Consider the following 21387-nt stretch of genomic DNA (forward strand, 5'->3'; position numbering starts at 1 on the left):
AAGTCAGATGCGCGGGTCATGGCAGACCAGGGGCGGCCGATGGGCCGGGGCCGTGCAGGGGCGGGCGTGGACGGCGGTGCTGGCAGCACTGGGCGTGGTCTCGGTGGTGGTGGCCACCCAGGTGCTGGCCACCACGGTGCAGACCATGTCGCCCCAGGGCGAGGTGGCCAAGGTGCGCCAGGCCCGGGTCACCTTTTCGGACCCGATGGTGAAGTTCGGCGACCCGCGTCTGCCGGCGCCGGCCCAGGTGCGTTGCCGCAACGAGAGCCCCCTGACGGGCAGCGGCCGCTGGGTGGACGACCGGACCTGGGTGTACGACTTCACGCAGGACGTGCCGGCCGGCACGCGGTGCGACGTCAGCCTGAACACCGGCCTGGCCTCGCTGGCCGGGCAGGCCGTGACCGGCAGCAAGGCCTTTGCCTTCAGCACCGGCGGGCCGGCCATCGTGCGCGCCTACCCCAGCGCCGACAGCGGCAACGAGATCGAAGAGGAACAGGTCTTTGCGCTGCTGCTCAATGGCGCCGCCACGCGGGCCAGCATCGAGCAGCGTGCCTATTGCGAGGTCAGCGGCGTGGCCGAGCGCCTGCCCGTCAAGGTGGTGGACGGCGCGGTGCGCAACGACATCCTGAAAGCGGTGGACCTGACCGCGCAGCAGGCCCGCGTGGTGACGGTGCAGTGCGGCCGCCCGCTGCCGCCGGACGCCCAGGTGAAGCTGGTGTGGGCCAAGGGCATTGCCACGCCGTCGGGCGTGGGCAGCTCGGCCGACCGGGTGCTGAGCTACCGCGTGCGCCCGCCGTTCACGGCCAGCTTCACCTGCGAGCGGGTGAACGCCCGCAGTGACTGCCTGCCCATCCGGCCGATGCGCATCGAGTTCTCGTCGCCCGTGCCGCGCAAGCTGGCCGAACGCATCGTGCTGAAAACGCCGGACGGCGAGCGCAAGCCGGTGGTCGAGCAACACCGGGGTGAGGTGCAGGAGCGCCTGGTGAGCGCCGACAGCGGCGGCCTGCGCCGTTGGTTCTACTTCTTCACGCGCAACAAGGGCAGCACCGGCATCGACCCGGATGAAAGCGGCGTGAGCGCGGTGGTCTTCCAGCCGGGCTTCCCCGAGAACGCCGCCGTGCGCATCGAGCTGCCGGCAGGCTTCAAGGACGATGCCGGCCGCACGCTGGGCAATGCCTCGGCCTTTCCGCTGCAGACGCGCACGGCCGATGCGCCGCCGCTGGCCAAGTTCCCGAAGGCGACCTTCGGCGTGCTGGAGCTCAATGCCGAGCCCACGTTGCCGGTGACGGTGCGCCATGTCGAGGGCGACCTGGCCATCAAGGGCCTGCAGGCCGGCGTGCGCGACCTGAAGGTGGCGGACGACGCGGCCATCATCGCGTGGCTGGCGCGCGTCAAGCGCTACGACGAGCGCCGCCTGCAGCGCAAGGACGTGGAGGCCGAACTGGGCGTGCGCCTGCCGCCGCCGCCCCAGCCGAAAGCCAAGCGCCCGGTGAAGCGCCGGGACGACGCCGAGGGCTGGGAAGACGACCGCCGCGAGGACGACCCGAACTGGGTGCAGACCCGCACCGTGAGCCTGCTGGCGCGCGAGAAGGCGGCCACCAGCCTGAAGCTGCCCACCTCGCAGCGCACCGAGCCGCACCCCTTCGAGGTGATCGGCATTCCGATGCCGCAGCCGGGCTTCCACGTGGTCGAGATCGCCTCGCCGCGCCTGGGCCAGGCCTTGCTGGACCGCAACGCGCCCATGTACGTGCGCACCAGCGTGCTGGTGACCAACCTGGGCGTGCACTTCAAGTGGGGGGCGGCCAACTCGGGCGTGTGGGTGACCACGCTCGACAAGGCCCAGCCGGTGTCGGACGCCGCCGTGCAGGTCTCGGACTGCCTGGGCCGGGTGGTGTGGCGCGGCCGGACCGACCACCAGGGCTTTGCGCTGGTGAACGAGGCGCTGCCCCGCATGGACTGGTCGTCGTGCGATGCCGGCGAGACAGGCCGCGAAGTGGGCTACTTCGTCAGTGCGCGCAAGACCGACGCCCAGGGCCGTACCGACATGGCATTCGTGTGGTCGACCTGGAACGAGGGCATCGAGGCCTGGCGCTTCCACGTGAACCAGGACTACAGCGAAGAGGTTGAGCCCGTGCGCTATCACACGGTGATGGACCGCACCCTGCTGCGTGCCGGGCAGACCGTGTCGATGCAGCACCATGCGCGGGCCGAGCGGCTGCGCGGCCTGCGCCTGCCGATGGCGGACGAGCTGCCCTCGGAAGGCCGCATCGTGCATGAGGGCTCGGGCCAGGAGTTCAGTTTCACACTGAACTGGCGCGGCCGGCGCCATGCCGAAACCACCTTCGCCATTCCGGAGGACGCCAAGCTGGGCGTGTATGCCGTGCAGATGCCGCACGGGCCGCATGGCGGGTATGTGCAGACCGGGTCGTTCCGCGTCGAAGAATTCCGCCTGCCCGTGATGACCGGGCGCCTGATGGGGCCGAAGGGCGCGCTGGTGCAGCCGCGCGACGTGCCGCTGGGCCTGCAGATCAACTATGGCAACGGCGGCGGCGCCAGCGGCCTGCCGGTGCGCGTGTCGGCCCAGCTGGGCGACACCGACGTGCAGGCGGCCTTGCGCACGCAGCGCTTCCCGGGCTTCCGCTTCGAGCCGCCGCGCGAGCCGCGCTCGCAGGCAGAACGCAGCTTCTTCTCGGATGACCGGGTCGACGAGGACGACGAGGAGAACGCCCTGCACCCGCGCGACGGCAGCGCACGGCTGGTGGCCGACAAGCTGGCCGTCACGCTGGACGCCAAGGGCGCCGGCAAGGTGACGCTGCCCGGCCTGCCCGCCGTGACGCGGCCGCAGCAGCTGCTGGTGCAGGCCACCTACGCCGACCCGAACGGCGAGGTGCAGACATTGAGCCAGTCGCTGCCAGTGTGGCCTTCCGCCGTGGTGCTGGGCGTGCGCACGGATTCGTGGGTGTCGGTCAAGCAGAAGGTGGCCACGCAGGTGCTGGCGCTGGACACCAACGGCGTGCCGCAGGCTGGCGTGAGCGTGGCCGTGAAGGCGGTGGCTCACCGGACGAGCTCCACCCGCAAGCGGCTGGTGGGCGGCTTCTACGCCTACGACAACCAGAACGCCGACGAGGACCTGGGTACGGTCTGCCGTGGCACGAGCGACGCCCGCGGCCTGGTGCTGTGCGAGGTGGAGATGAAGCAGGCCGGCGAGATCGAACTGATCGCCGAAGCCAAGGACGCGGGCGGCCACCTGGCACGCTCGGCCGCGTCGGTGTGGGTCACGCGGCAGGGCGAAGTCTGGTTCGGCGGCGACAACCAGGACCGCATGGACCTGATTCCCGAGCGCCGGCAGTACGAGGCCGGGCAGGTCGCGAAGTTCCAGGTGCGCAGCCCCTTCCGCCAGGCCACCGCGCTGGTCGCCATCGAGCGCAATGGCATCCTCGAAACCTTCACGGTGCAGTTGAACGGGCAGGACCCGACGATCGAGGTGCCGGTGAAGGCCGAGTGGGCGCCCAATGTGTACGTGTCGGTGCTGGCCGTGCGCGGCCGCATCCGCGAGGTGCCCTGGTATTCCTTCTTCACCTGGGGCTGGCGCGCGCCCAGCGAGTGGTGGCAGGCGTGGCGCAACGAAGGCCAGCAGTACCAGGAGCCGACCGCGATGGTCGACCTCTCCAAGCCCGCCTTCAAGTACGGCATTGCCGAGATCGAGGTGGGCCACAAGGCGCACACGCTGAAGGTGGACGTGCAGCCCGACAAGCCGAGCTACCCGGTGCGCGGCACCAGCCTGGTCCGCGTGAAGGTGACGCTGCCCGATGGCAAGCCCGTGCCTGCCGGCACCGAGGTGGCGCTGGCCGCCGTGGACGAGGCCCTGCTGGAGCTGCAGCCCAACGACAGCTGGGACCTGATGAAGGCCATGATCCAGCCCCGGGCCTATGGTGTCGAGACCGCCACGGCGCAGATGCAGATCATCGGCAAGCGGCACTATGGCCGCAAGGCCGTGCCCACCGGCGGGGGCGGTGGCGACTTCCCCACCCGCGAGCTGTTCGACACGCTGCTGCTGTGGAACCCGCGCGTGGTGCTCGACGCCCGCGGTGAGGCCCTGGTCAAGGTGCCGCTGAACGATGCGCTCACGAGCTTCCGCATCGTCGTGGTGGCCGATGCCGTGCAGGGCGACAACGCCGCGCTGTTCGGCAAGGGGCAGGCGCAGATCCGCGCCACGCAGGACCTGCAGATCCTGTCGGGGGTGCCGCCGCTGGTGCGCGAGGGCGACCAGTACCGCGCCATGTTTACGCTGCGGAACACGACGGCCCAGGCCATGGACGTGGTGCTGCAGGGCCAGGCCGGCGGGCCGCTGCCCGAGCAGCGCCTGCGCATCGAGCCCAACGCCGCGGCCGAGGCGGGCTGGGACCTCACCGTGCCCTACAACGTGGCGCAGCTGGCCTGGCAGGTGAGTGCGAAGGCCACGGGCAGCACCGGGGCGCAGGACCGCATGGCCTTCACGCAGAAGGTGGTGCCTGCCGTGCCGGTCACGGTGCAGCAGGCCACGCTGATGCAGCTCGACAAGGCAGCGGGCATCCCGATCGCGCCGCCGCTGAAAGCCCTGCCCGATGGCAACGGCGCGCTGCGCGGCGGCATCGAGGTGGCGCTCAAGCCGCGGCTGGCCGATGGCCTGCCCGGCGTGCGCGAGTTCTTCGCTCGCTACCCCTGGAGCTGCCTGGAGCAGCGCACCTCGGTGGCCATCGGCCTGCGTGACGCGGCCTACTGGCAGAGCATCGCCAGCCAGATCCCGCTGTACCTCGATGAAGATGGCCTGGCGAACTACTTCCCGCCCTCGTCCGGCATGCCACGCACCGGCAGCGACAGCCTGACCGCCTACCTGCTGGCCATCACCGACGAGGCCAGCCGGCTGGGCTACGACTTCCGCATCCCGGCCGACACGCGCGAGAAGATGGAGCGCGGCCTGATCGCCTTTGTCGAAGGGCAGATCAAGCGTGATTTCTGGGCGCCCGCCTTCCTGAAGAACGGCGACCTGGACGTGCGCAAGCTGGCGGCGCTCGAAGCCCTGAGCCGCACGGGCCGCGTGCTGCCGCGCATGCTGGGCTCGATCCAGATCCTGCCCAACCAGTGGCCGACCGGCGCGGTGATCGACTGGCTGATGGTGCTGCAGCGCGTGAAGGACATCCCCGAGCGCGACAAGCGGCTGGCCGAGGCCGAGCAGATCCTGCGTGCGCGCCTGAACGTGCAGGGCACGCGGCTGGGCTTCTCGACCGAGCGCGACGACAGCTGGTGGTGGCTGATGGCCAACGGCGACGTCAACAGCGTGCGCATGCTGCTGGGCGCGATGGACCGCCCGGGCTGGGCCGACGACATGCCGCGCCTGATGATCGGCACGCTGCAACGCCAGCAGCGCGGGCACTGGTCGACCACGGTGGCCAATGCCTGGGGCAGCGTGGCGGTCGAGGCCTTCTCGAAGCGCTTCGAGAAGGAGCCCGTGACCGGCAGCACCCGCGCGCTGTTCGAGATGCCGGTGGCAGGTGGCGCGCCGGTGCCCAGCGGCGAAGCCCGTGTGCTGAACTGGTCTGGCCAGGCGGCGGGTGGCACGCTGGCGCTGGGCTGGCCGCGCGGCTTTGCGGTGGGCGGCAACAAGGCCGACACCACCGTGCGCGTGTCGCACGACGGCACGGGCAAGCCGTGGGTGACCTTCACCAGCAAGGCCGCGGTGCCCGTGCAGGTGCCGTTCAGCTCGGGCTACCGCCTCACCAAGACGGTGACGCCGGTGGAGCAGAAGGTGAAAGGCCAGTACAGCCGTGGCGACGTGCTGCGCGTGCGGCTCGACATCGACGTGCAGGCCGATGCGACCTGGGTGGTGCTCAACGACCCGGTGCCGGGCGGGGCGACGATTCTGGGCAGCGGCCTGGGCCGCGACAGCGCCATCGACACCGCCAGCGAGCAGGAAGACGACCGCGGCTGGCTGGCCTACAAGGAGCGCAGCTTCGAGGCCTACCGCGCTTACTACCGCTACCTGCCGAAGGGCCGCTTCCAGGTCGAGTACACGGTGCGCCTCAACAACCCGGGCACCTTCGGCCTGCCGCAGACGCGGATGGAAGCCATGTACGCGCCCGAGATGTTCGGCGAGGCGCCCAACGCGCCGGTGGTGGTGAAGCCATGACCCACCGCGGGCCGCGGTGGGGGCGGTGCGCGCGGCAGGCGGGGCGCTGGGCGGCCCTGTGCGGCGCGCTGTGCGCCCTGCCCGTGCAGGCCCTGCCCCGCTTTGACGAGGTCAAGGCCGCCTACCGCGCCTCGGACACGGTGGTGGAAGACCGCCGTGGCGTGCCGCTGCAGGCCGTGCGCACCGACCGCACGCAGCTTCGCGGCGCGTGGGTGCCGTTGACCGAGGTGTCGCCGGCCTTGCGCACCGCCCTGCTGCTGTCCGAAGACCGGCGCTTCTACGAGCACGCCGGCGTCGACTGGCAGGCCGTGGGTGCGGCGGCCTGGGGCAACCTGTGGAACAGCCGCACGCGCGGCGCCTCCACCGTGACCATGCAGCTGGCCGGGCTGCTGGACGAGGACCTGGCCATGCCCGGTGGCGGCCGGCAGTCGCGCTCGGGTGTGGCCAAGCTGGGCCAGGCGGCCACCGCGCTGCGGCTGGAGCGCCAGTGGCGCAAGGACCAGATCCTGGAGGCCTACCTGAACCTGGTGGGCTTTCGGGGCGAGGTGGTGGGCATCGGTGCGCTGTCGGCGCGGCTGTTCCAGAAATACCCCTCGGGCCTGAACCACGACGAGGCGGCCATCGTGGCGGCGCTGGTGCGCGCGCCGAACGCCCCGGCGCGGCGGGTGGCCGACCGCGCCTGTGCGCTGCTGCGCGAGCAGAAGCTGGCGCCCGATTGCAGCGCACTGGCCACCTACACCGCGCAGCGGCTGGCGCTGCGCCACAGCGAACGCCTGGACGCCGACGCGCAACTGGCCCCGCACCTGGCGCGGCGGGTGCTGGCGGGCATCGCCGGCCCCACGCCGCCCGCGCGCGTGAGGACCACGCTGGACGCCGGCTTGCAGCGCTTTGCCCGCGACACGCTGCGCCTGCGGCTGCGCGAGCTGCGCAACCGGCACGTCGAGGACGGCGCGGTGGTGGTGCTGGACAACGCCACGGGCGAGGTGCGCGCCTGGGTGGGGTCGAGCGGTGGCGGGCTGTCGCAGGCGGCCGAGGTGGATGGCGCGAGCGCCTTGCGCCAGGCCGGCTCCACGCTCAAGCCCTTTCTCTATGGCCAGGCGATCGAGCAACGCTGGCTGACCGCCGCCTCGGTGCTGGACGACTCGCCCGTGGGCCTCAACACCGGCGCGGGGCTCTACATCCCGCAGAACTACGACCACCGGCACAAGGGTCCGGTGTCGGTGCGCACGGCGCTGGGCTCGTCGCTGAACGTGCCGGCGGTGCGGGCGCTCGTGCTGGTCACGCCCGAGCGCTTCGCCCAGCGGCTGACGGCGCTCGGCCTGCCGCTGACGCACCGCGGCGACCACTATGGCTACAGCCTGGCGCTGGGCTCGGCCGAGGTCTCGCTCGTGTCCCTGACCAACGCCTACCGGGCGCTGGCGCAGGGGGGGCTGTACAGCCCGTGGCGCGCCGTGGGCGATGGAGTGGGCGATGGGAAGCCGGTGTCCGCGCCCGTGGTGCGCGTGATGGACGCGACCGCCGCCTACATCGTGGCCGACGTGCTCGCCGACCGGGAAGCGCGCGTGCCGACCTTCGGCCTGGCCAACGCGCTGACGGCGCGCTACTGGGCGGCCGTCAAGACGGGCACCAGCAAGGACATGCGCGACAACTGGTGCGTGGGCTTTTCGAAGCGCTTCACGGTGGGCGTGTGGGTCGGCAATGCCGATGGCGAGCCGATGTGGGGCGTGTCGGGCACGACGGGCGCCGCCCCGGTGTGGCGCGCGGTGATGGACGAGCTGCACCGCCGCCATCCCGATCCGCAGGCGCATCGACCGCCCCCGCCCCCCGCCGGGCTGGTGCAGCAGGCCGTGCACTTCGAAGGCGGCCTGGAGGCGGCGCGCAACGAGTGGTTCGTGGCCGGCACCGAGCAGGCCGAGATCCGCCTGGCCAGTGCGCGGGGTGTGGCTCACACTCTGATCCAGTCGCCGGGCGATGGGACGATTTACGCGCTCGATCCGGACATCCCTCTGCACGCGCAGAAGCTGATGTTCAAGGGCGTGGACGGCCTGCCCGCGCGCTGGGCCTGGCGGCTCGATGGCCGCCGCCTGGGCCCGGCGGCCGACCGGGCCTGGCCGATGTGGCCCGGCAAGCACGTGCTCGAGCTGGTGGATGAGCGGCAGGCCGTGCGCGCCACCGCCCGCTTCGAGGTGCGGGGGGCGCAGGTTCGCGCCCCTGCGCCCTCAACCGCCCGGCGCTGACCGCTCAGAGTTTCTGCAGCGCCTCGTTGGCTTCGGTGAGCCCCTTGCCGGCTGCCTGCTGCAGATAGCGCCGCGCGGCGCGCACATCGCGCCGCGTGTCCTCGCCCTTGGCCAGCTTGTTGCCCAGCATCAGCGCCGCATGGGCGTGGCCCTTGTCGGCGGCCTGCGTCAGCACGCGCAGGCCCTGCCGGGCGTCATGCAGCGGGCTCTGCTCGGCCAGCAGGATGCGCGCCTGCCAGTAGCGCGCTTCCACCAGCCCCTTGTCGGCGGCGCGGTCCAGGTCCTGCGCTGCGGCGCGGATGTCGTCGGGCAGCGCTTCCTGGTTGAGCAGCTGCACGGCCTTGGCGGCCTGCCACAGGCTGCTTTCACGGGCCTGCGGGGCGGCCTGCTCCAGCAGGCGGGCGGCACCGGCCACGTCCTTCGTGGCCCCGCCCGCGCCCAGCAGCTTCTGCCACGCCAGGATGAGCTGGGCCTGCGTCTGCCCTGCCTGGGCCTGTTCTTCGAGCACGGCTTCGGCGGGGTAGGTGCGCAGGCGCAGGTCGGGCTCGAACTGCATCGGCCACTGCGCCAGCAGCATCTGCGCATCGGCGCGGGCCTGCTGCAGCGTGTGGTGGCTGCGCACGAAAGGCAGCATGCCGGTGCCCTGGATGGCCAGCACCGCGGCCATGGGCGCGGCCACCGCCAGGCCGATGCGCCAGCGCTTGACGCTGCCGTTGGCCTTGAGCTGGTCGAGCACGCGCTGGCCGAAACCGGCTTCGAAGCGCTTCGCGATGCGCCGGCGGGTCGCCCACTCCAGCGCCAGCCAGGCGAGGGCCGCGCCTCCCACGCTCCACAGCACCGGTTGCCACACCCCGGGCGCAGGCCAGCCGGTGCCATACAGGGCGCCCGCCGCCAGCGCGGTGAGCCCGCACAGATAGGCGGCCGGCTCGGTCAATTCCGAGCCATAGAGGCGTGCCAGGGCCGTGCGCAGCGCGGTGGTGGCGCGGGCCACGTAAGTCTGGTCGACCAGGCCTTTGAAATGCGTCTCGACCGCAGCGGCGGCATCTTCGGGGCTGGCCTTGGCATCGGCCACGCGCTCGGCGATCAGCATGTTGAGCTCGGATCGCAGGAAGTCGGCCGTGGTGTCGAGCAGGTCGCTGCCCTTGTGGCGACGCCACGCGGACGAGGTGGCCACGCGGGCTTCGAGTGCTTCCAGGTCGTCGGTCAGCAGGTGGCCGGCGATGTTGTCGAAGCTGAAGACGCGGGCTTCCGGACCGAAGCCGTAGAGCACGAAGTCGTCGTCGCGTGCGCGCAGGCTGGCGCGGCGCACGTCGAGGCGCAGGCGGTGGCGGGTTTCGACCGCGTGGCCCTGCACCGTGTGCAGCACGTCGAGCAGTTCGCCGAGCTGGGGCATGTCCTCGCGAGGCACCTTGGTGTCGACCAGCTTGCGCAGGGTCTCGTCCGGGGTGACGATGGACAGCGTCTCGTCGTGCACGACCTCGGCGACGACGGTGCCGCGCACGTGCTCGATGCCCGAGGCCAGGCAGCTGGCGCAGTCGATGCGGCCGGTGGTGCCGCAGCGCCCGCAGTCGATGTGGCCCTTGCCAAAGCAGCCACTGCAGTTGATCTTGCCGTCGTAGCCGCAGTGGTAGCAGGTGGTGCGCCCGCTGCTGGAGCACGCCGAGCAGTTGCGATAGACGGTCTGGTAGGTGGTGACGTAGCTGTTGCTGCTGGAGCTCCAGGTCTGCTGGCTGACCTGCTCCGTCCATGAGCCGCGGCCGCCGCAGCTGCTGCATGTCTGCTGCTTGCTGCCGTGGCAGGAATAGCAGTTGATCTTGCCTGCACCGAAGCACGCGTGGCAGTTGGTGTGACCCACGCCCGAACACGATGGGCAGGTGACGTGGCAGGCGCCATGGCACTGGTGGCAGGTGTGCTCGTAGCCCACGCTGCCCGGCGAGCGCAGAAAGCCGGCCGTGCCCGGCATCAGCCGACGGTAGCTGCCTGCGTTGCCGTTCGCCCAGGCCTGCAGCGCACGGGGCGCTTCGGTCTCGGCGGTGTCCAGCCGCTCGGCCAGCTCCTGGCGGAAGGCCTGCTGGCTGCCGACCTTGTCAACCCCGGCCGGCAGACGGGCGGGGCCGCTGCCAATGCGTTCCGAGAAGCTCACATACTGATCCACCGTGAGCTCGACCGGCAGCCCGTAGGCTTCTTCGGGCGCGGTTTCGGTCAGGTCGCGTGCATCGAAGCGCGTGACGGGCTCGATGTGCGCGGCCACCACGCCAAGCACCTGACCGGTCGGCGGGGCGTACGGGGGGCTGGCCGGCGTGGCAATCGGGGCGCCTGACTCGGCCGTGGCGTGCTCGGTGCTCATGGTGCGCTCACTCCGTCGCAGAAGGCGGCAGGCTGGCCGTCGATGATGGCGCCGCTGGGCAGCAGGCCGGTCAGGCGGCGGGCGTCGCGCAGGGCGCGGGCGTGTTCTGCATCGGGGCCGAGGTGGTAGGTGAACACCGGCACGCCCAGCTCGCGCGCCATGGGCAGCAGGCGCGGGTTCGCGTTCAGCGTGTTGATGTCGACGTGCACGCCCACGGGCTTGCCGACTTCCTGCTGCAGGCGTCGCAACCAGGTTTCGTCGATCCGCGGCGGGGCGAAGCGGCTGGCGCTGGCGCGCGTGGCCGGGTTCTGGCGCGCCAGCGCCTGCGGATCAAGCACGATCTGTCCGAGGTAGCCGGTGGCATCCACCTGCCGCGCACAGCGCAACTGCCCGCGCTCGATGGCGGTGAGGAACCAGTTGCCATCCGGCAGGCCGCGGTGCAGGGTCGAGACCGCCTGCTGCGCGGCATCGCAACGGCTGTTGCTCTGCTTGATCTCGACGTTGAGCACCTTGTCCTTGTCGGCTTCGTTCACCTTGTCGAGCACGGCGCTCAGAAAGGGCGCGTTCTCGCGGGTGAAACGGCCGTTTCGGTCCTTGAGCATCACCTCCTTCCAGGCGGTGCTGGTGAGGTCCTGCACGCGGCGGCCGCTGAGCGTGGTGGTGCGGCCAAGCTGCAGGTCGTGGTGCAGCACCCAGTGGGCATCGCCCAGTTGCTGGATGTCGATTTCGACGCCATCCCATGCACCCTCCACCGCGCGCGTGATGGCGCTCTGGGCGTTTTCCGGGGCGTCGGGGTGGCCGCGGTGCGCATGCAGCACCATGCCCTGGCAGGTGGCGTGCGCGGCCACGGGGGCCAGCAGCGTGGCGGCCAGGATCAGGATGTGAGCCAGTCGACGGGGCTCAGCGGGTCGGGGGCACATAGCCATAGGTGAGGCCGCCCAGCAGGCGGGTGCGAACGAGTTCATTGACGGGATAGCCGTAGCCCTGGCCCACGGCGACGACGTGGAGCGCGTTGCCCAGCAGCCAGCCGCGCACGCCGGTGTCTTCGGGCTGCGTGAGGCCGTCGCGCACCTGGTCGCGCATGTAGCCATACAGGCGGCTTTGCGTGACGGCGTTGTCCGTCCAGCTCAGCACCACCCACACCAGGGCGAGCACGGCAAACGGCGTAGCCCACAGGAAGCGGGTGCGCGCCTGCCAGGCTGGCACGGCCGAGACCACGAGCGACAGCAGCAGGTAGCTCAGCTTGGCCAGGTGGCCCACGGCGCCCAGCAACGAGAAGAACAGGGCCACCGGCGGCACGATGGCGGCACGGGCGGCCTCGACGCCGCGCTCGGCGAGCGGGCGGCCATCGGCGAAATCTTCCGCGGGGGCGTCGTAGCGCACCTGCTCTTCGCGCGCCACCTTGGCCACCAGCGGCTGGAACACCTCGCGCTGGAACTCGGCGCCATCTCGGTAGGCCGGCTGCAGCGCCACGCCAGCCGGCAGGTGCAGCTTGTCGCGCAACTCGGCCTGCACGCCCGGGTGGGCAAAGAAGGCGGGCCAGCCCAGGCCCGGCGGAATGCGGCGTCCCTTGACCGTCAGCGCCTGCGCGCCGGCCCGGTCCGCCTTGCGGCGCACCTGCGTGGCCACGGCGTCGCGGAATGTGGCTTCGTCGGCCAGGTCCCAGCTGGCGGGCACGGGCACACGCTGACGCACCTTGCGGCGCACGGCGTCCTGGGCGTTGGCGGGCACCGTCGACGGGGTCCAGCCCCGGCGGCCCAGGTCGGAGAGGTAGTCGCCCCAGGCCTGGTCCTGTCGGCGGGCCACCTCGCCGTCCACATCGGTCGCGCCCGGCATGCGGGCGTAGCGGCGCCATTGCTCCTGCGTCTTCTTCACGGCCTCGGCGTAGCGGTCGTAGTAGGCGGCCGGCCCACCAAAGCCCTGCTCCACCTGGCGGGTGATGAGCGTGAGCTTGGCGTCGTGGATCTTCTCGTCGAGCCGGTCAACGGAGGCGGCCATGACCGGGAACTGCGCCAGAAAGGCCTTGCCGGCCGGCTGACTGAACAGCGCTGCGTCGTCATCGAGGCCGGCGAGCTGCACCCGCCCATCGACCAGGGCGCGCTGCACCAGCACGATGTTGAGGCTGGCACGGCGGAAGGCCGGGGTGCTGGCGGCCACAAGGCCTTCGACCAGCGTCTGCAGCGAGCCGTACACGACCCCGCCCGACAGCGCGCACCAGAACGCGATGGCCATGAAGCTGGGCGAGCGTCGGCCCGAGCGCTGGCGTCGGCCGAGCAGCACCTGCAGCACGACCAGCGCGACCGCGATGCCCGACAGGCTGCGGCCGAAGACCTCGATGCGATGGAGTGCATCCGTACTGGGTGCGCCGCCGACCACATCCAGCAGGCGGGCGTTGAAGGCGAGTTCGAAGCAGAGGTAGAGCGCCGTGAGCAGCGCGATGAAGACGGTCTGTCCGCGGGTCATGTCAGTTGTCGAGCACGATGCGCACGGGCTTCTGCTCTTGCGACGGGAAGTTCATGGTGTTGCCGGGGGCTGGCGTGGCGGCGCGGGGTGTGGGGGCCGCCGCGGTGGTGCGACGGGGTGGCGCCGCTGGGGCGCCGGATGCGACCGGGGTGGTGCGTGGGGCGGTCGCCGTCCGTGCGGCAGGGCCGTTGCCGTTGCTGGCCGTGCCGCCCGCCGGCCGCTCGCCATTGGGCGCGCTGGGCAGGCCGGGCACATGGCGTGGCGCACCGGCGGCAATGGGGCCTGCGCTGGCAGCCGGGGGGCCGGGCGGCGGGCCGGCGTAATCGTTGCGCACCAGGCGCGCGTTCTGGTAGGTGTAGCGGATGGTCTTGTTCGGGTAGGCGAAGTCGAACGTGGCGCCGTCGGCATACAGGTTCACGTTCGGGGCGGTCTGGCAGTCCCCGAAATCCCAGGCCAGCACCTCCGATCCCTTCACCGAGATCAGGTGCATCTTGAAGCCGCAGTTGCGCTCGGCCTTGTCGATGACGATGACGGTGCGCCCGTCGATCAGCGTTGCCGAGCGCACCTTGACGTCGGTGGCGTTCTCCAGCGGGATCACGCGCAGGTACTTTTGCAGCTTGATCGAATACTGTCCGCTCAGCACGCGCAGTTTGGCTTCGCTGCCGTCGGGCAGGGCAAAGGTCTGAACGACCTGGCCGAACAGCTCGGCGTTGTCGACCTGGAACTGCAACTGCCCCCGGCGGTCGGTCTGGACGGCGCAGCCGCCGATGAAGGAGGCAAAGCACAGCAGCAGGGCGGTCCGCGAGGCGCGGCGCAAGGACAAGATCGGCATGGGTCGGTCGTGCGGGGCGATGTCAGGGATTGAAACAGATGCTACAGGACGCGAACGCGCCCGGAGTCGACCTGCATCAGCCGCTCGGACGAAGCGCAGGCGTACGATCGCGGCCTGCCCCACGATCCTGAAAGTTCACGATGAGCACCCTGCCGCCCTGCCCTCAGTGCGCCTCTGCCTACACCTATGAAGACGGCGCCCAGCTGGTCTGCCCCGAATGCGGCCACGAATGGCGCGCCGGTGTGCCGGCCGACACGGAGCCGGCCGCCAAGGTGTGGAAGGACGCGCACGGCAACGTGCTGAACGACGGCGACACCGTCACCCTGGTCAAGGACCTCAAGATCAAGGGCTCGTCGGCCGTGATCAAGGTGGGCACCAAGGTGAAGAACATCCGCCTGATCGAGGGCGACCACGACATCGACTGCAAGATCGACGGCTTCGGCCCGATGCAGCTGAAGTCCGAGTTCATCAAGAAGGCCTGAGCCCGCGCGGGTCGATGGGCGTGAACGCCACCCCCGGGCCCCGTGCACGGGCCCTGCCCGAGGTCGACCCGGCCCGGTGCACCGGCTGTGGGCGCTGCGTGGCCCAGTGCCCGCCCAAGGTGCTGTGGCTGGAGACCGAGGCGCCCGGCGGTTGGGGCCCCAAGCAGGCGGTGCTGCACGACGCCCCGCGGTGCACCGGCTGTGCGCAGTGCGCCGTGGTGTGCCCGTTTCGGGCCATCACCATGGTGCGGCGCAGCGAGATCCAGGCATGAAGTGTGCGGTTTTTCATGGGTGGCCGCGGCGCGACGGGTGGGAAGGGGGTTGTTCCGGCGATCGCCCTGGAACGCCCAGGGGTATGCTGGTCTCATGATCGCTCCGGACGCAGACCGCCACACGATCCGTGCCCTGGTGGTGGACGGCAACCTCTTGTCGCGCAGCATTGTGGTTTCGCAGCTGCGTGACTTCGGCGTCATGCAGATCCAGCAGGTGGGCCGCGCGCAGGACGCCCGCAGGAAGCTGGAGGTGGGCACCTTCGACCTCGTGGTGTGCGAGTACCACTTCGACCGCACGCAGTACACCGGCCGCGATCTGCTGGACGACCTGCGCCAGAACGGCCTGCTGCCCCTGTCGACCACCTTCGTGATGGTGACGGGCGAGGCCAGCTACGCCTGCGTGGCCGAGGCCGCCGAGGCCGCACTCGACGGCTACCTGCTCAAGCCCTACACCGCCAACAGCCTGTTCTACCGGATCTCGGCGGCCCGCACGCGCAAGCGCGAACTCAAGGAGATCTTCGATGCCATCGAGGTCAACGACATGGGGCGCGCGGCCGACCTGTGCATGGCGCACTTCGAGGACCGCCGCCCGTACTGGCTCTACACCGCCCGCATCGGCGCCGAGATCTCGATCAGCCAGGGCAACATCGAGATGGCCCGCCACCTGTACGAGGTGGTGACGGCCGAAAAGGCGCTGCCCTGGGCCCGGCTCGGCATCGCCCGGGTGCAGGGGGCGGAGGGCCTGCTGGGTGAAGCGCGCACCACGCTCGAAAACCTGATTGCCGACCACCGCTCGTATGCCGACGCGTATGACGTGATGGGCAAGGTGCAGATCGGCCAGGGTGACCTGGATGCGGCTTACGAGACCTATGCCATGGCGTGCGAGATCACGCCATCGTCGATCACGCGGCTGCAGAAGGCGGGCCTGATGGCGCTCTACACGGGCCGCACCGCCGAGGCCGAGCGGCTGATGGAGCGCGTGGTGCGCATCGGCCTGGGCTCGAAGATGTTCGACCCGATTGCCATCGTGGTGCTGGCGTTCTGCAAGTACCTGGGCGACGACGACAAGTGGCTGCAGCGCTGTGCCGACGACATCACGCGGGCCTTTGAGCGCGACCCGCTGAACCTGCGGCTCAAGCGCTTTTCGGACATCACGCAGGCGCTGGTGATGTGTCGCCGCAAGCAGGTCAGCGACCTCGCCGCGCACCTCGAGGCCATGGTCAAGGACGTGCTGTCGCCCACGGGCGATTTCGAGGCGGCCAGCAACATCGTGCGGCTGCTGGGGCTGATCGCCGAGCGGGTGTCGAACAAGGAGTTCGCCGACCGCACCATTGCCTCCATCGCCGCGCGCTACTGCTCGTCCCGTGTGACGCTGGACGTGCTGCTGGGTGCGGCCGAGGGGGAGGCCCACCAGACGCTGATCCGCGGGGCGTGGCAGGCGCTGAATGCGCGCATCCAGGCGGCCATGGCGCAGAGCATCGAGGGCCACCACGAGGCCGCCGTGCGCGCGCTGATCGCCGGCGCCAAGGAGACGCGCAACCCCCGCTTCGTCGAGACGGCCGAAGGCTCGCTCAAGCGCCATGGCGCCAAGATTGCGCGGGCCGAGGAGCTGGCGAAGGTGATCGAAGAACTGCGGGTGGCGCTGCTGCCCGGGGCTTTCAAGGACCCGAGCTTCGGCGGGCGCGAACCGGGCAGCATCCTCATGCCGGGCTCGGTGGCGGCAAAGGCCGTGCCGACCCCGTCGTCTGCCTGACCCTGACGCCACAGTGACTTCATGGGGCATCCCGCGGGGGGCCGTGACGCAGGCGTATGCTCCCGACATGCCCTGGCTCGTGAAACACCCTCAGTCCGTGCGCTCGCCTTCCGGGCTGGAATGGCGCGTGTGGAAGCGCCTGCCCATGGTGCTGCTGGTTGGCACGGTCCTGCCCTTGGTGATTGCGGGGGGGCTGTGGCTCACCGCGCCGGGCACCGATGCAGCCTCGCACGACCCCGAGGCCCTCCGTCAGGTCTTCGTGCTGATCGGCGTGGTGCTGCTGCACTGGACGCTGGTGCTGACCGTGGCCATCGGCTGCGGCATCGTCATGCTGATGAAGGGGCCGACCTATGTGGCCGACCCCTATCCGCTGCCCGACAGCGACACCCCGGTCACCGGCGCCCGGCGCAACGACTAGCATGCGGGCATGCGCCCGCCCGCCTCGCCCTCGTCCCCCCTGCCGCTGCTGGCCTGCCTGTACGCGGCCCAGGGCCTGCCCTTCGGTTTCTTCACGCTGGCGCTGCCGGTGCTGATGCGCGAGGCCGGCTGGTCGCTGACGGCCCTGGGCTTTCTGCAGTTTCTGGCGGCGCCGTGGGCGCTGAAGTTCCTGTGGGCGCCGGTGGTCGACCACCACGGCCAGCGGCGCACCTGGCTGCTGACGATGCAGCTGGCATCCTGCGCCCTCGCGGTGGCCATGGCGGTGCTGGGCTTTCACGAAGGCAGCATCGCGCTGTTCGTGGCGGTGTTCGTCTTCAACCTGCTGGCGGCCACCCAGGACGTGGCCACCGACGGGCTGGCTGTGCGGCTGCTGAGCGCGGGCGAGCGTGGCCTGGCCAACGGCATCCAGGTGGGCGCCTACCGCTTCGGGATGATTCTGGGCGGGGGGCTGCTGCTGTGGGTGCTCTCCCGCACCAGCTGGGCCGTGGCCTTTGCCGGCATGGCGGCGCTGCTGGCGCTGCTGACCTGGCCGGTGTGGCGCATGGCCGAGCCGCCGGCGGCCGTGGCAGCGCCCGACGCCCCCCCGCCGGCGTCGATGCGCCCCGCGTTGCTGTCTGACGGGCCGACGCGCCCCGCGCTGGCGTGGCTGTGGCTGCACCGGGCGCTGCGCCCGGGCGTGCTGCCACTGGCGGGGCTGATCTTCTGTTTTCGCTTTGGTGACCAGATGGCCGCCGGGCTGATCACCCCCTTCCTGCTGGACCAGGGCTTGAGCAAGGCCGACCTGGCGCTGCTCAAGGGCACGGTTGGCTCGGGCACCAGCCTGTTGGGCGCGGCGCTGGGCGGGGCGCTGCTGCTGCGCGTGGGGCGGCGCACGGCGCTGCTGGGCAGCGGGCTGCTTCAGGCGGCGGTGTACGGCCTGTATGTGGCGGCGGCGCTGGGTGCGGGCGGGGTGCCGCTGTTGTGGTGGGCCACGGTGGCCGAGGGCGTGGTCGGCACGGTCGTCACCGTGGCGCTGTTCTCGCTGATGATGGATGCGGCCGACCCGGCCCACCCCGGCACCGACTACACCTTGCTGGGCAGTGTCGGGGTGTCGCTGGCTGCGGTGGGCGGCGTGGCTGGCGGCCTCGTGGGCGACCTGGCAGGCTACGCGCCCGCCTTTGCAGCCGGCGGGGCGGTGTCGGTGCTGGGCCTGCTGGCGCTGGTGCGCTGGCTCGATGTGCGCCCCCTCACCCCCCGCGTGCGCGAGGCGTGGTGATCGGGCCCCAGGCTCACTTCGTTGCGCCGAACACCTTCTGCAGCAGGGCGCTGCCAGTGCCCACCGGGTCCTGGCGGATCTTGCGTTCCTCTTCGCCGATCAAGGTGTAGAGGCCGTCCAGTGTCTTGCCTGTCACGTATTGCTCGATGCTGGCTTCTTCCGGCTTGACCAGCCCGGCCGCCGACACCTTGCTCGCCACCCGGTTGTAGCTCTTGGCCAGGCCCACCTGGCTGGTGGCCTGGGTCACCACCGGCAGGAACTTCTCGCCCAGCGGCATGCGCGTTTTCTCGGCGAAGAAGGTGGTGACGGCGTTGTCGCCGCCGCGCAGGATCTGCCGGGCGTCGCTCACGCTCATCGACTTCACGGCCCCCACCAGCAGGTCCTTGCCCAGCGGCACGGCAGTTTCGGCGGCGCGGTTCATTGTGGTGACGAGGTCGTCCACGCGCTTGCCCTGGCCGGTCATGCGCAGCAACCGGGCGGCGTCTTCCAGGTAGCCGGGCAGCGGAATGCGGACCTTGGGGTTGCCCAGAAAGCCGTCGGTCTGGCCGAGCAGGCTCACGGCGGCCAGGGCCCCGCGCTCTAGCGCAACCTTGATGCCGGCGCTGGCGTCCTGGTTGCTCAGGTCGGACAGCGAAAGGGCCTGGGCCTGGCGGGTGGCAGCCAGGACGAGCAGGGCGACGCCCGATCGGGCGAGAAAGGTGCGACGAGACATGGTGGCAAACCTCCTGGGTCAACCGCCCACTCTAGCGCGGGCCGGGCCGGATGGGGGGCGCCGGCATGGCCTGGTCACGGGGCCAGCCCTGCCCATTGGGATGGGCTGGCTTCCGGTACGAGGTGCCGGGGCAGCAGGTGGAACGCCTCGGGTGGCAGGGGGCGGCTGTAGAAGAAGCCTTGCAGTTCGTCACATCCCATGTCGCGCAGGATGGCCGCCTGGGCCGGGGTTTCAATGCCTTCGGCCACGAGGTGGAGCCTCAGCGACCGCGCCATGGCCACGATGGCCGAGGCGATGGCCATCGCGCCCGGGTCGTGGCCCAGGTCGGTCACGAAAGCCCGGTCGATCTTCATCACGTCGATGGGCAGTTGCCGCAGCGTGGCCATCGACGAGTAGCCGGTGCCGAAGTCGTCGAGCGCCACCGTGACGCCCCAGCTACGCAGTTCGCTGAGCTGGGCGCACGCGGCGCGCGCGTCGCCCACCAGCAGGCTCTCGGTCACCTCCAGTTCGAGCGCCTGCGGCGGCACCTGGTGGCGCGCCAGGGCGTCGCGCACGTGGGCCACCAGCTCGCCGCTGGCCAGCTGCCGCGGCGACACGTTGACCGACACACGGCCCAGCGCCAGCCCCTGGCGGCGCCACGCGGCGATCTGGGCGCACGCGGCGTCGAGCACCCACAGGCCGATCTCGTCGATCAGCCCGCCGGCCTCCGCCGCCTCGATGAAGGCGCCTGGGTTGAGCAGGCCGTGCTCGGGGTGCTGCCAGCGAATCAGCGCCTCGGCCGAGTCGATGGCGCCGTCGACCGGGCGCACGCGCGGCTGATAGTGCAGAACGAATTCGTTGCGGACCAGCGCCTGGCGCAGTTGACCCAGCAGGAGCACCCGCTCGCGCGCAGCGATGTCGAGCAGGCGGTGGAAGACCTTGTGCTGTCCGCGTCCGCCGGTCTTCGCGGCATACAGCGCGATGTCGGCGCAGCGCAGCAGTTCCTCGCGCATGAGGCCATGTTGCGGGCTCAGCGCGATGCCCACGCTGGCGCCCAGCAGGTGTTCGCCATCGGGCAGCGCGCAGGGCTGGTTGACCGCAGCCAGCGCCGTGTCGGCCACCATGCAGGCCGTGTGCTCGGTGGCGTCGGGCAGCACGATGACGAACTCGTCGCCGCCCTGGCGAGCCACGAAGGCGTCGACCGGCATGGCGTCCGTCAGGCGCTGGGCCACCAGGCGCAGCACCATGTCGCCAGTGGCGTGCCCGCGGCTGTCGTTGACGTCCTTGAAGTGGTCTAGGTCGAGGAACAGCACTGCGACTTTGGCCACCACGCCGGGGGCGCTCAGCAGCGCATCCAGCCGGTCATGCAGTCCGTCGCGGTTGGCCAGGCCGGTCAGGCTGTCATGCACGGCCCGGTGCACGAGTTGCTGCTCACGGTCTTCAATGCGACCGGCCATGTGGTTGAAGGCCTGGGCGAGGGTGCCGATCTCGTCGTGCCGGGAAATGGCCACGCGGGTGCGGGTGGCGCCATCGGCCAGACGGCGCGCGCCATCCGTCAGTGCGGCCAGGGGTTGCAGCGTGCGTCGAAGCTGCCACAGGGTGAGCAGCGCAATGGCCAGCAGCGTGGCCACGGCCACCAGGGCCAGCCACATGCCGAGGGGCCGGCCCATCCAGCGTACCTCGGGGCGAGGGCTGTCCTGCTCGAACACCCAGTCGCCCGCACCGAACTCGGCGCCCAGGTAGAGGCGGCTCCGGGTATGCAGCCGCTCGGCGGCCGGCTGGTCCAGCGCGTCGCCACCGCCCAGCCGGGCCAGCAGCACGCCGCGGGCATCTCGCACATGCCAGAGCCCATCCTCCCCCGCGTCGACCACCGGCGCCCACAGGTGCGCGGCGTGCAGTTCACCGACCCAGCGCAGCACGCCGCCGTGGCTCACGGCCATCAGCACGCGCGGCGTCTGTCCGGCGGTCTCGGCCACCCGCAGCCGCACCTCGATGCGGTCGTCACCGCGCTGCTCGGGGATGGGTGCGCGGTTGTAAGGACCCGCCTGCGCCAACTGCCAGGCCTGGCCCAGATCGAAGTCCGGGTCACTCGACCAGCGGGTGTCGCCGTGTTCGTCCAGCCACGACAGGCGGACGAAGACACGGCGCAGGCCCGGCAGCCAGGTGAGCCCTTCCGGAGGCCGGGCGGCCCCCGAGGCAGCCACCGGCACGGCGCTCAGCAGGGTCTTGCCGGCCAGCAGCCGGTCGAACACCTGACGGCTGGTGCGCTCGGTGGTGTCGAGGCGGGCGCGGGCGTCGAGCTCGCGGGCCACCTCCGTGATCGCGGTGCTCGACAGCCAGTCGGACAGGGCCAGCGGCACGACGGCCGCCAGCAGAAACAGCGCGAAAAGACGGTGGGCGAGCCGGCGTCCCAGCTGGCGTGCGAGCAGGGTGCGCAAAGGCACGGTGGGC

13 protein-coding genes are annotated in these 21387 nt (G+C 71.1%); 7 read left to right on the top strand and 6 right to left on the bottom strand.

Annotated elements, in window-relative coordinates; translation table 11 throughout:
• Positions 1 to 7: 7 nt before the first annotated feature.
• Positions 8 to 6166, top strand: coding sequence for an MG2 domain-containing protein (locus Q0Z44_RS05495; protein ID WP_298011137.1), 6159 nt, complete (start codon positions 8 to 10; stop codon positions 6164 to 6166).
• Positions 6163 to 8403 carry a penicillin-binding protein 1C gene (gene pbpC, locus Q0Z44_RS05500; protein ID WP_298011138.1) on the top strand — a complete coding sequence of 747 codons (2241 nt, stop codon included), beginning with the start codon at positions 6163 to 6165 and terminating at the stop codon, positions 8401 to 8403. Before Q0Z44_RS05495 ends, pbpC begins: the two co-directional genes overlap by 4 nt.
• Positions 8404 to 8407: 4 nt before the next feature.
• Here pbpC and Q0Z44_RS05505 read toward each other — a convergent pair whose 3' ends face one another.
• From Q0Z44_RS05505 to Q0Z44_RS05520, 4 genes are read right to left on the bottom strand one after another with little or no spacing between them, the layout of a single operon-like run.
• Positions 8408 to 10750: a hypothetical protein gene (locus Q0Z44_RS05505; RefSeq protein ID WP_298011139.1), complete on the bottom strand. Its 2343-nt coding sequence runs from the start codon at positions 10748 to 10750 to the stop codon at positions 8408 to 8410.
• A complete protein-coding gene (locus tag Q0Z44_RS05510) occupies positions 10747 to 11670 on the bottom strand; it encodes a glycerophosphodiester phosphodiesterase family protein (protein WP_298011140.1) in 924 nt (307 codons plus the stop codon). The genes Q0Z44_RS05505 and Q0Z44_RS05510 overlap by 4 nt, the downstream gene beginning before the upstream one ends.
• Positions 11651 to 13213, bottom strand: a complete 1563-nt coding sequence (locus Q0Z44_RS05515) for a hypothetical protein (protein ID WP_298011141.1) — start codon at positions 13211 to 13213, stop codon at positions 11651 to 11653. The genes Q0Z44_RS05510 and Q0Z44_RS05515 overlap by 20 nt, the downstream gene beginning before the upstream one ends.
• Position 13214: 1 nt before the next feature.
• Positions 13215 to 14045, bottom strand: coding sequence for a hypothetical protein (locus Q0Z44_RS05520; RefSeq protein WP_298011142.1), 831 nt, complete (start codon positions 14043 to 14045; stop codon positions 13215 to 13217).
• A 140-nt stretch (positions 14046 to 14185) separates the two neighbouring features.
• Between Q0Z44_RS05520 and Q0Z44_RS05525 the strand changes: the two genes are divergently transcribed.
• The 5 genes from Q0Z44_RS05525 to Q0Z44_RS05545 all read left to right on the top strand — a co-directional run bounded on the left by Q0Z44_RS05525 (position 14186) and on the right by Q0Z44_RS05545 (position 18245).
• The gene (locus Q0Z44_RS05525) at positions 14186 to 14527 is read left to right on the top strand and encodes a zinc ribbon domain-containing protein YjdM (RefSeq protein ID WP_298011143.1); all 342 of its coding nucleotides are present in this window, start codon (positions 14186 to 14188) and stop codon (positions 14525 to 14527) included.
• Between the two features lie 20 nt (positions 14528 to 14547).
• Positions 14548 to 14799: a 4Fe-4S dicluster domain-containing protein gene (locus Q0Z44_RS05530; protein WP_298011144.1), complete on the top strand. Its 252-nt coding sequence runs from the start codon at positions 14548 to 14550 to the stop codon at positions 14797 to 14799.
• A gap of 94 nt (positions 14800 to 14893) precedes the next feature.
• Entirely contained in the window at positions 14894 to 16552 is a 1659-nt protein-coding gene (locus tag Q0Z44_RS05535; RefSeq protein WP_298011145.1) for a response regulator, read from the top strand.
• A gap of 67 nt (positions 16553 to 16619) precedes the next feature.
• Positions 16620 to 16970 (top strand): hypothetical protein, encoded by a 351-nt coding sequence (locus Q0Z44_RS05540; RefSeq protein WP_298011146.1) that lies wholly within the window; start codon positions 16620 to 16622, stop codon positions 16968 to 16970.
• Positions 16971 to 16979: 9 nt separating this feature from the next.
• The gene (locus tag Q0Z44_RS05545) at positions 16980 to 18245 is read left to right on the top strand and encodes an MFS transporter (protein WP_298011147.1); all 1266 of its coding nucleotides are present in this window, start codon (positions 16980 to 16982) and stop codon (positions 18243 to 18245) included.
• A 13-nt stretch (positions 18246 to 18258) separates the two neighbouring features.
• On the opposite strand, the gene Q0Z44_RS05550 is transcribed toward Q0Z44_RS05545, so the two are convergent.
• Together Q0Z44_RS05550 and Q0Z44_RS05555 are read right to left on the bottom strand one after the other, a co-directional pair.
• Positions 18259 to 18957 (bottom strand): DUF4197 domain-containing protein, encoded by a 699-nt coding sequence (locus tag Q0Z44_RS05550; RefSeq protein WP_298011148.1) that lies wholly within the window; start codon positions 18955 to 18957, stop codon positions 18259 to 18261.
• A gap of 74 nt (positions 18958 to 19031) precedes the next feature.
• Positions 19032 to 21380 (bottom strand): EAL domain-containing protein, encoded by a 2349-nt coding sequence (locus Q0Z44_RS05555; RefSeq protein WP_298011149.1) that lies wholly within the window; start codon positions 21378 to 21380, stop codon positions 19032 to 19034.
• Between the last annotated feature and the right edge of the window lie 7 nt (positions 21381 to 21387).

The sequence above is a fragment of the uncultured Aquabacterium sp. genome (assembly GCF_947366995.1).
Lineage (GTDB): Bacteria > Pseudomonadota > Gammaproteobacteria > Burkholderiales > Burkholderiaceae_C > Aquabacterium.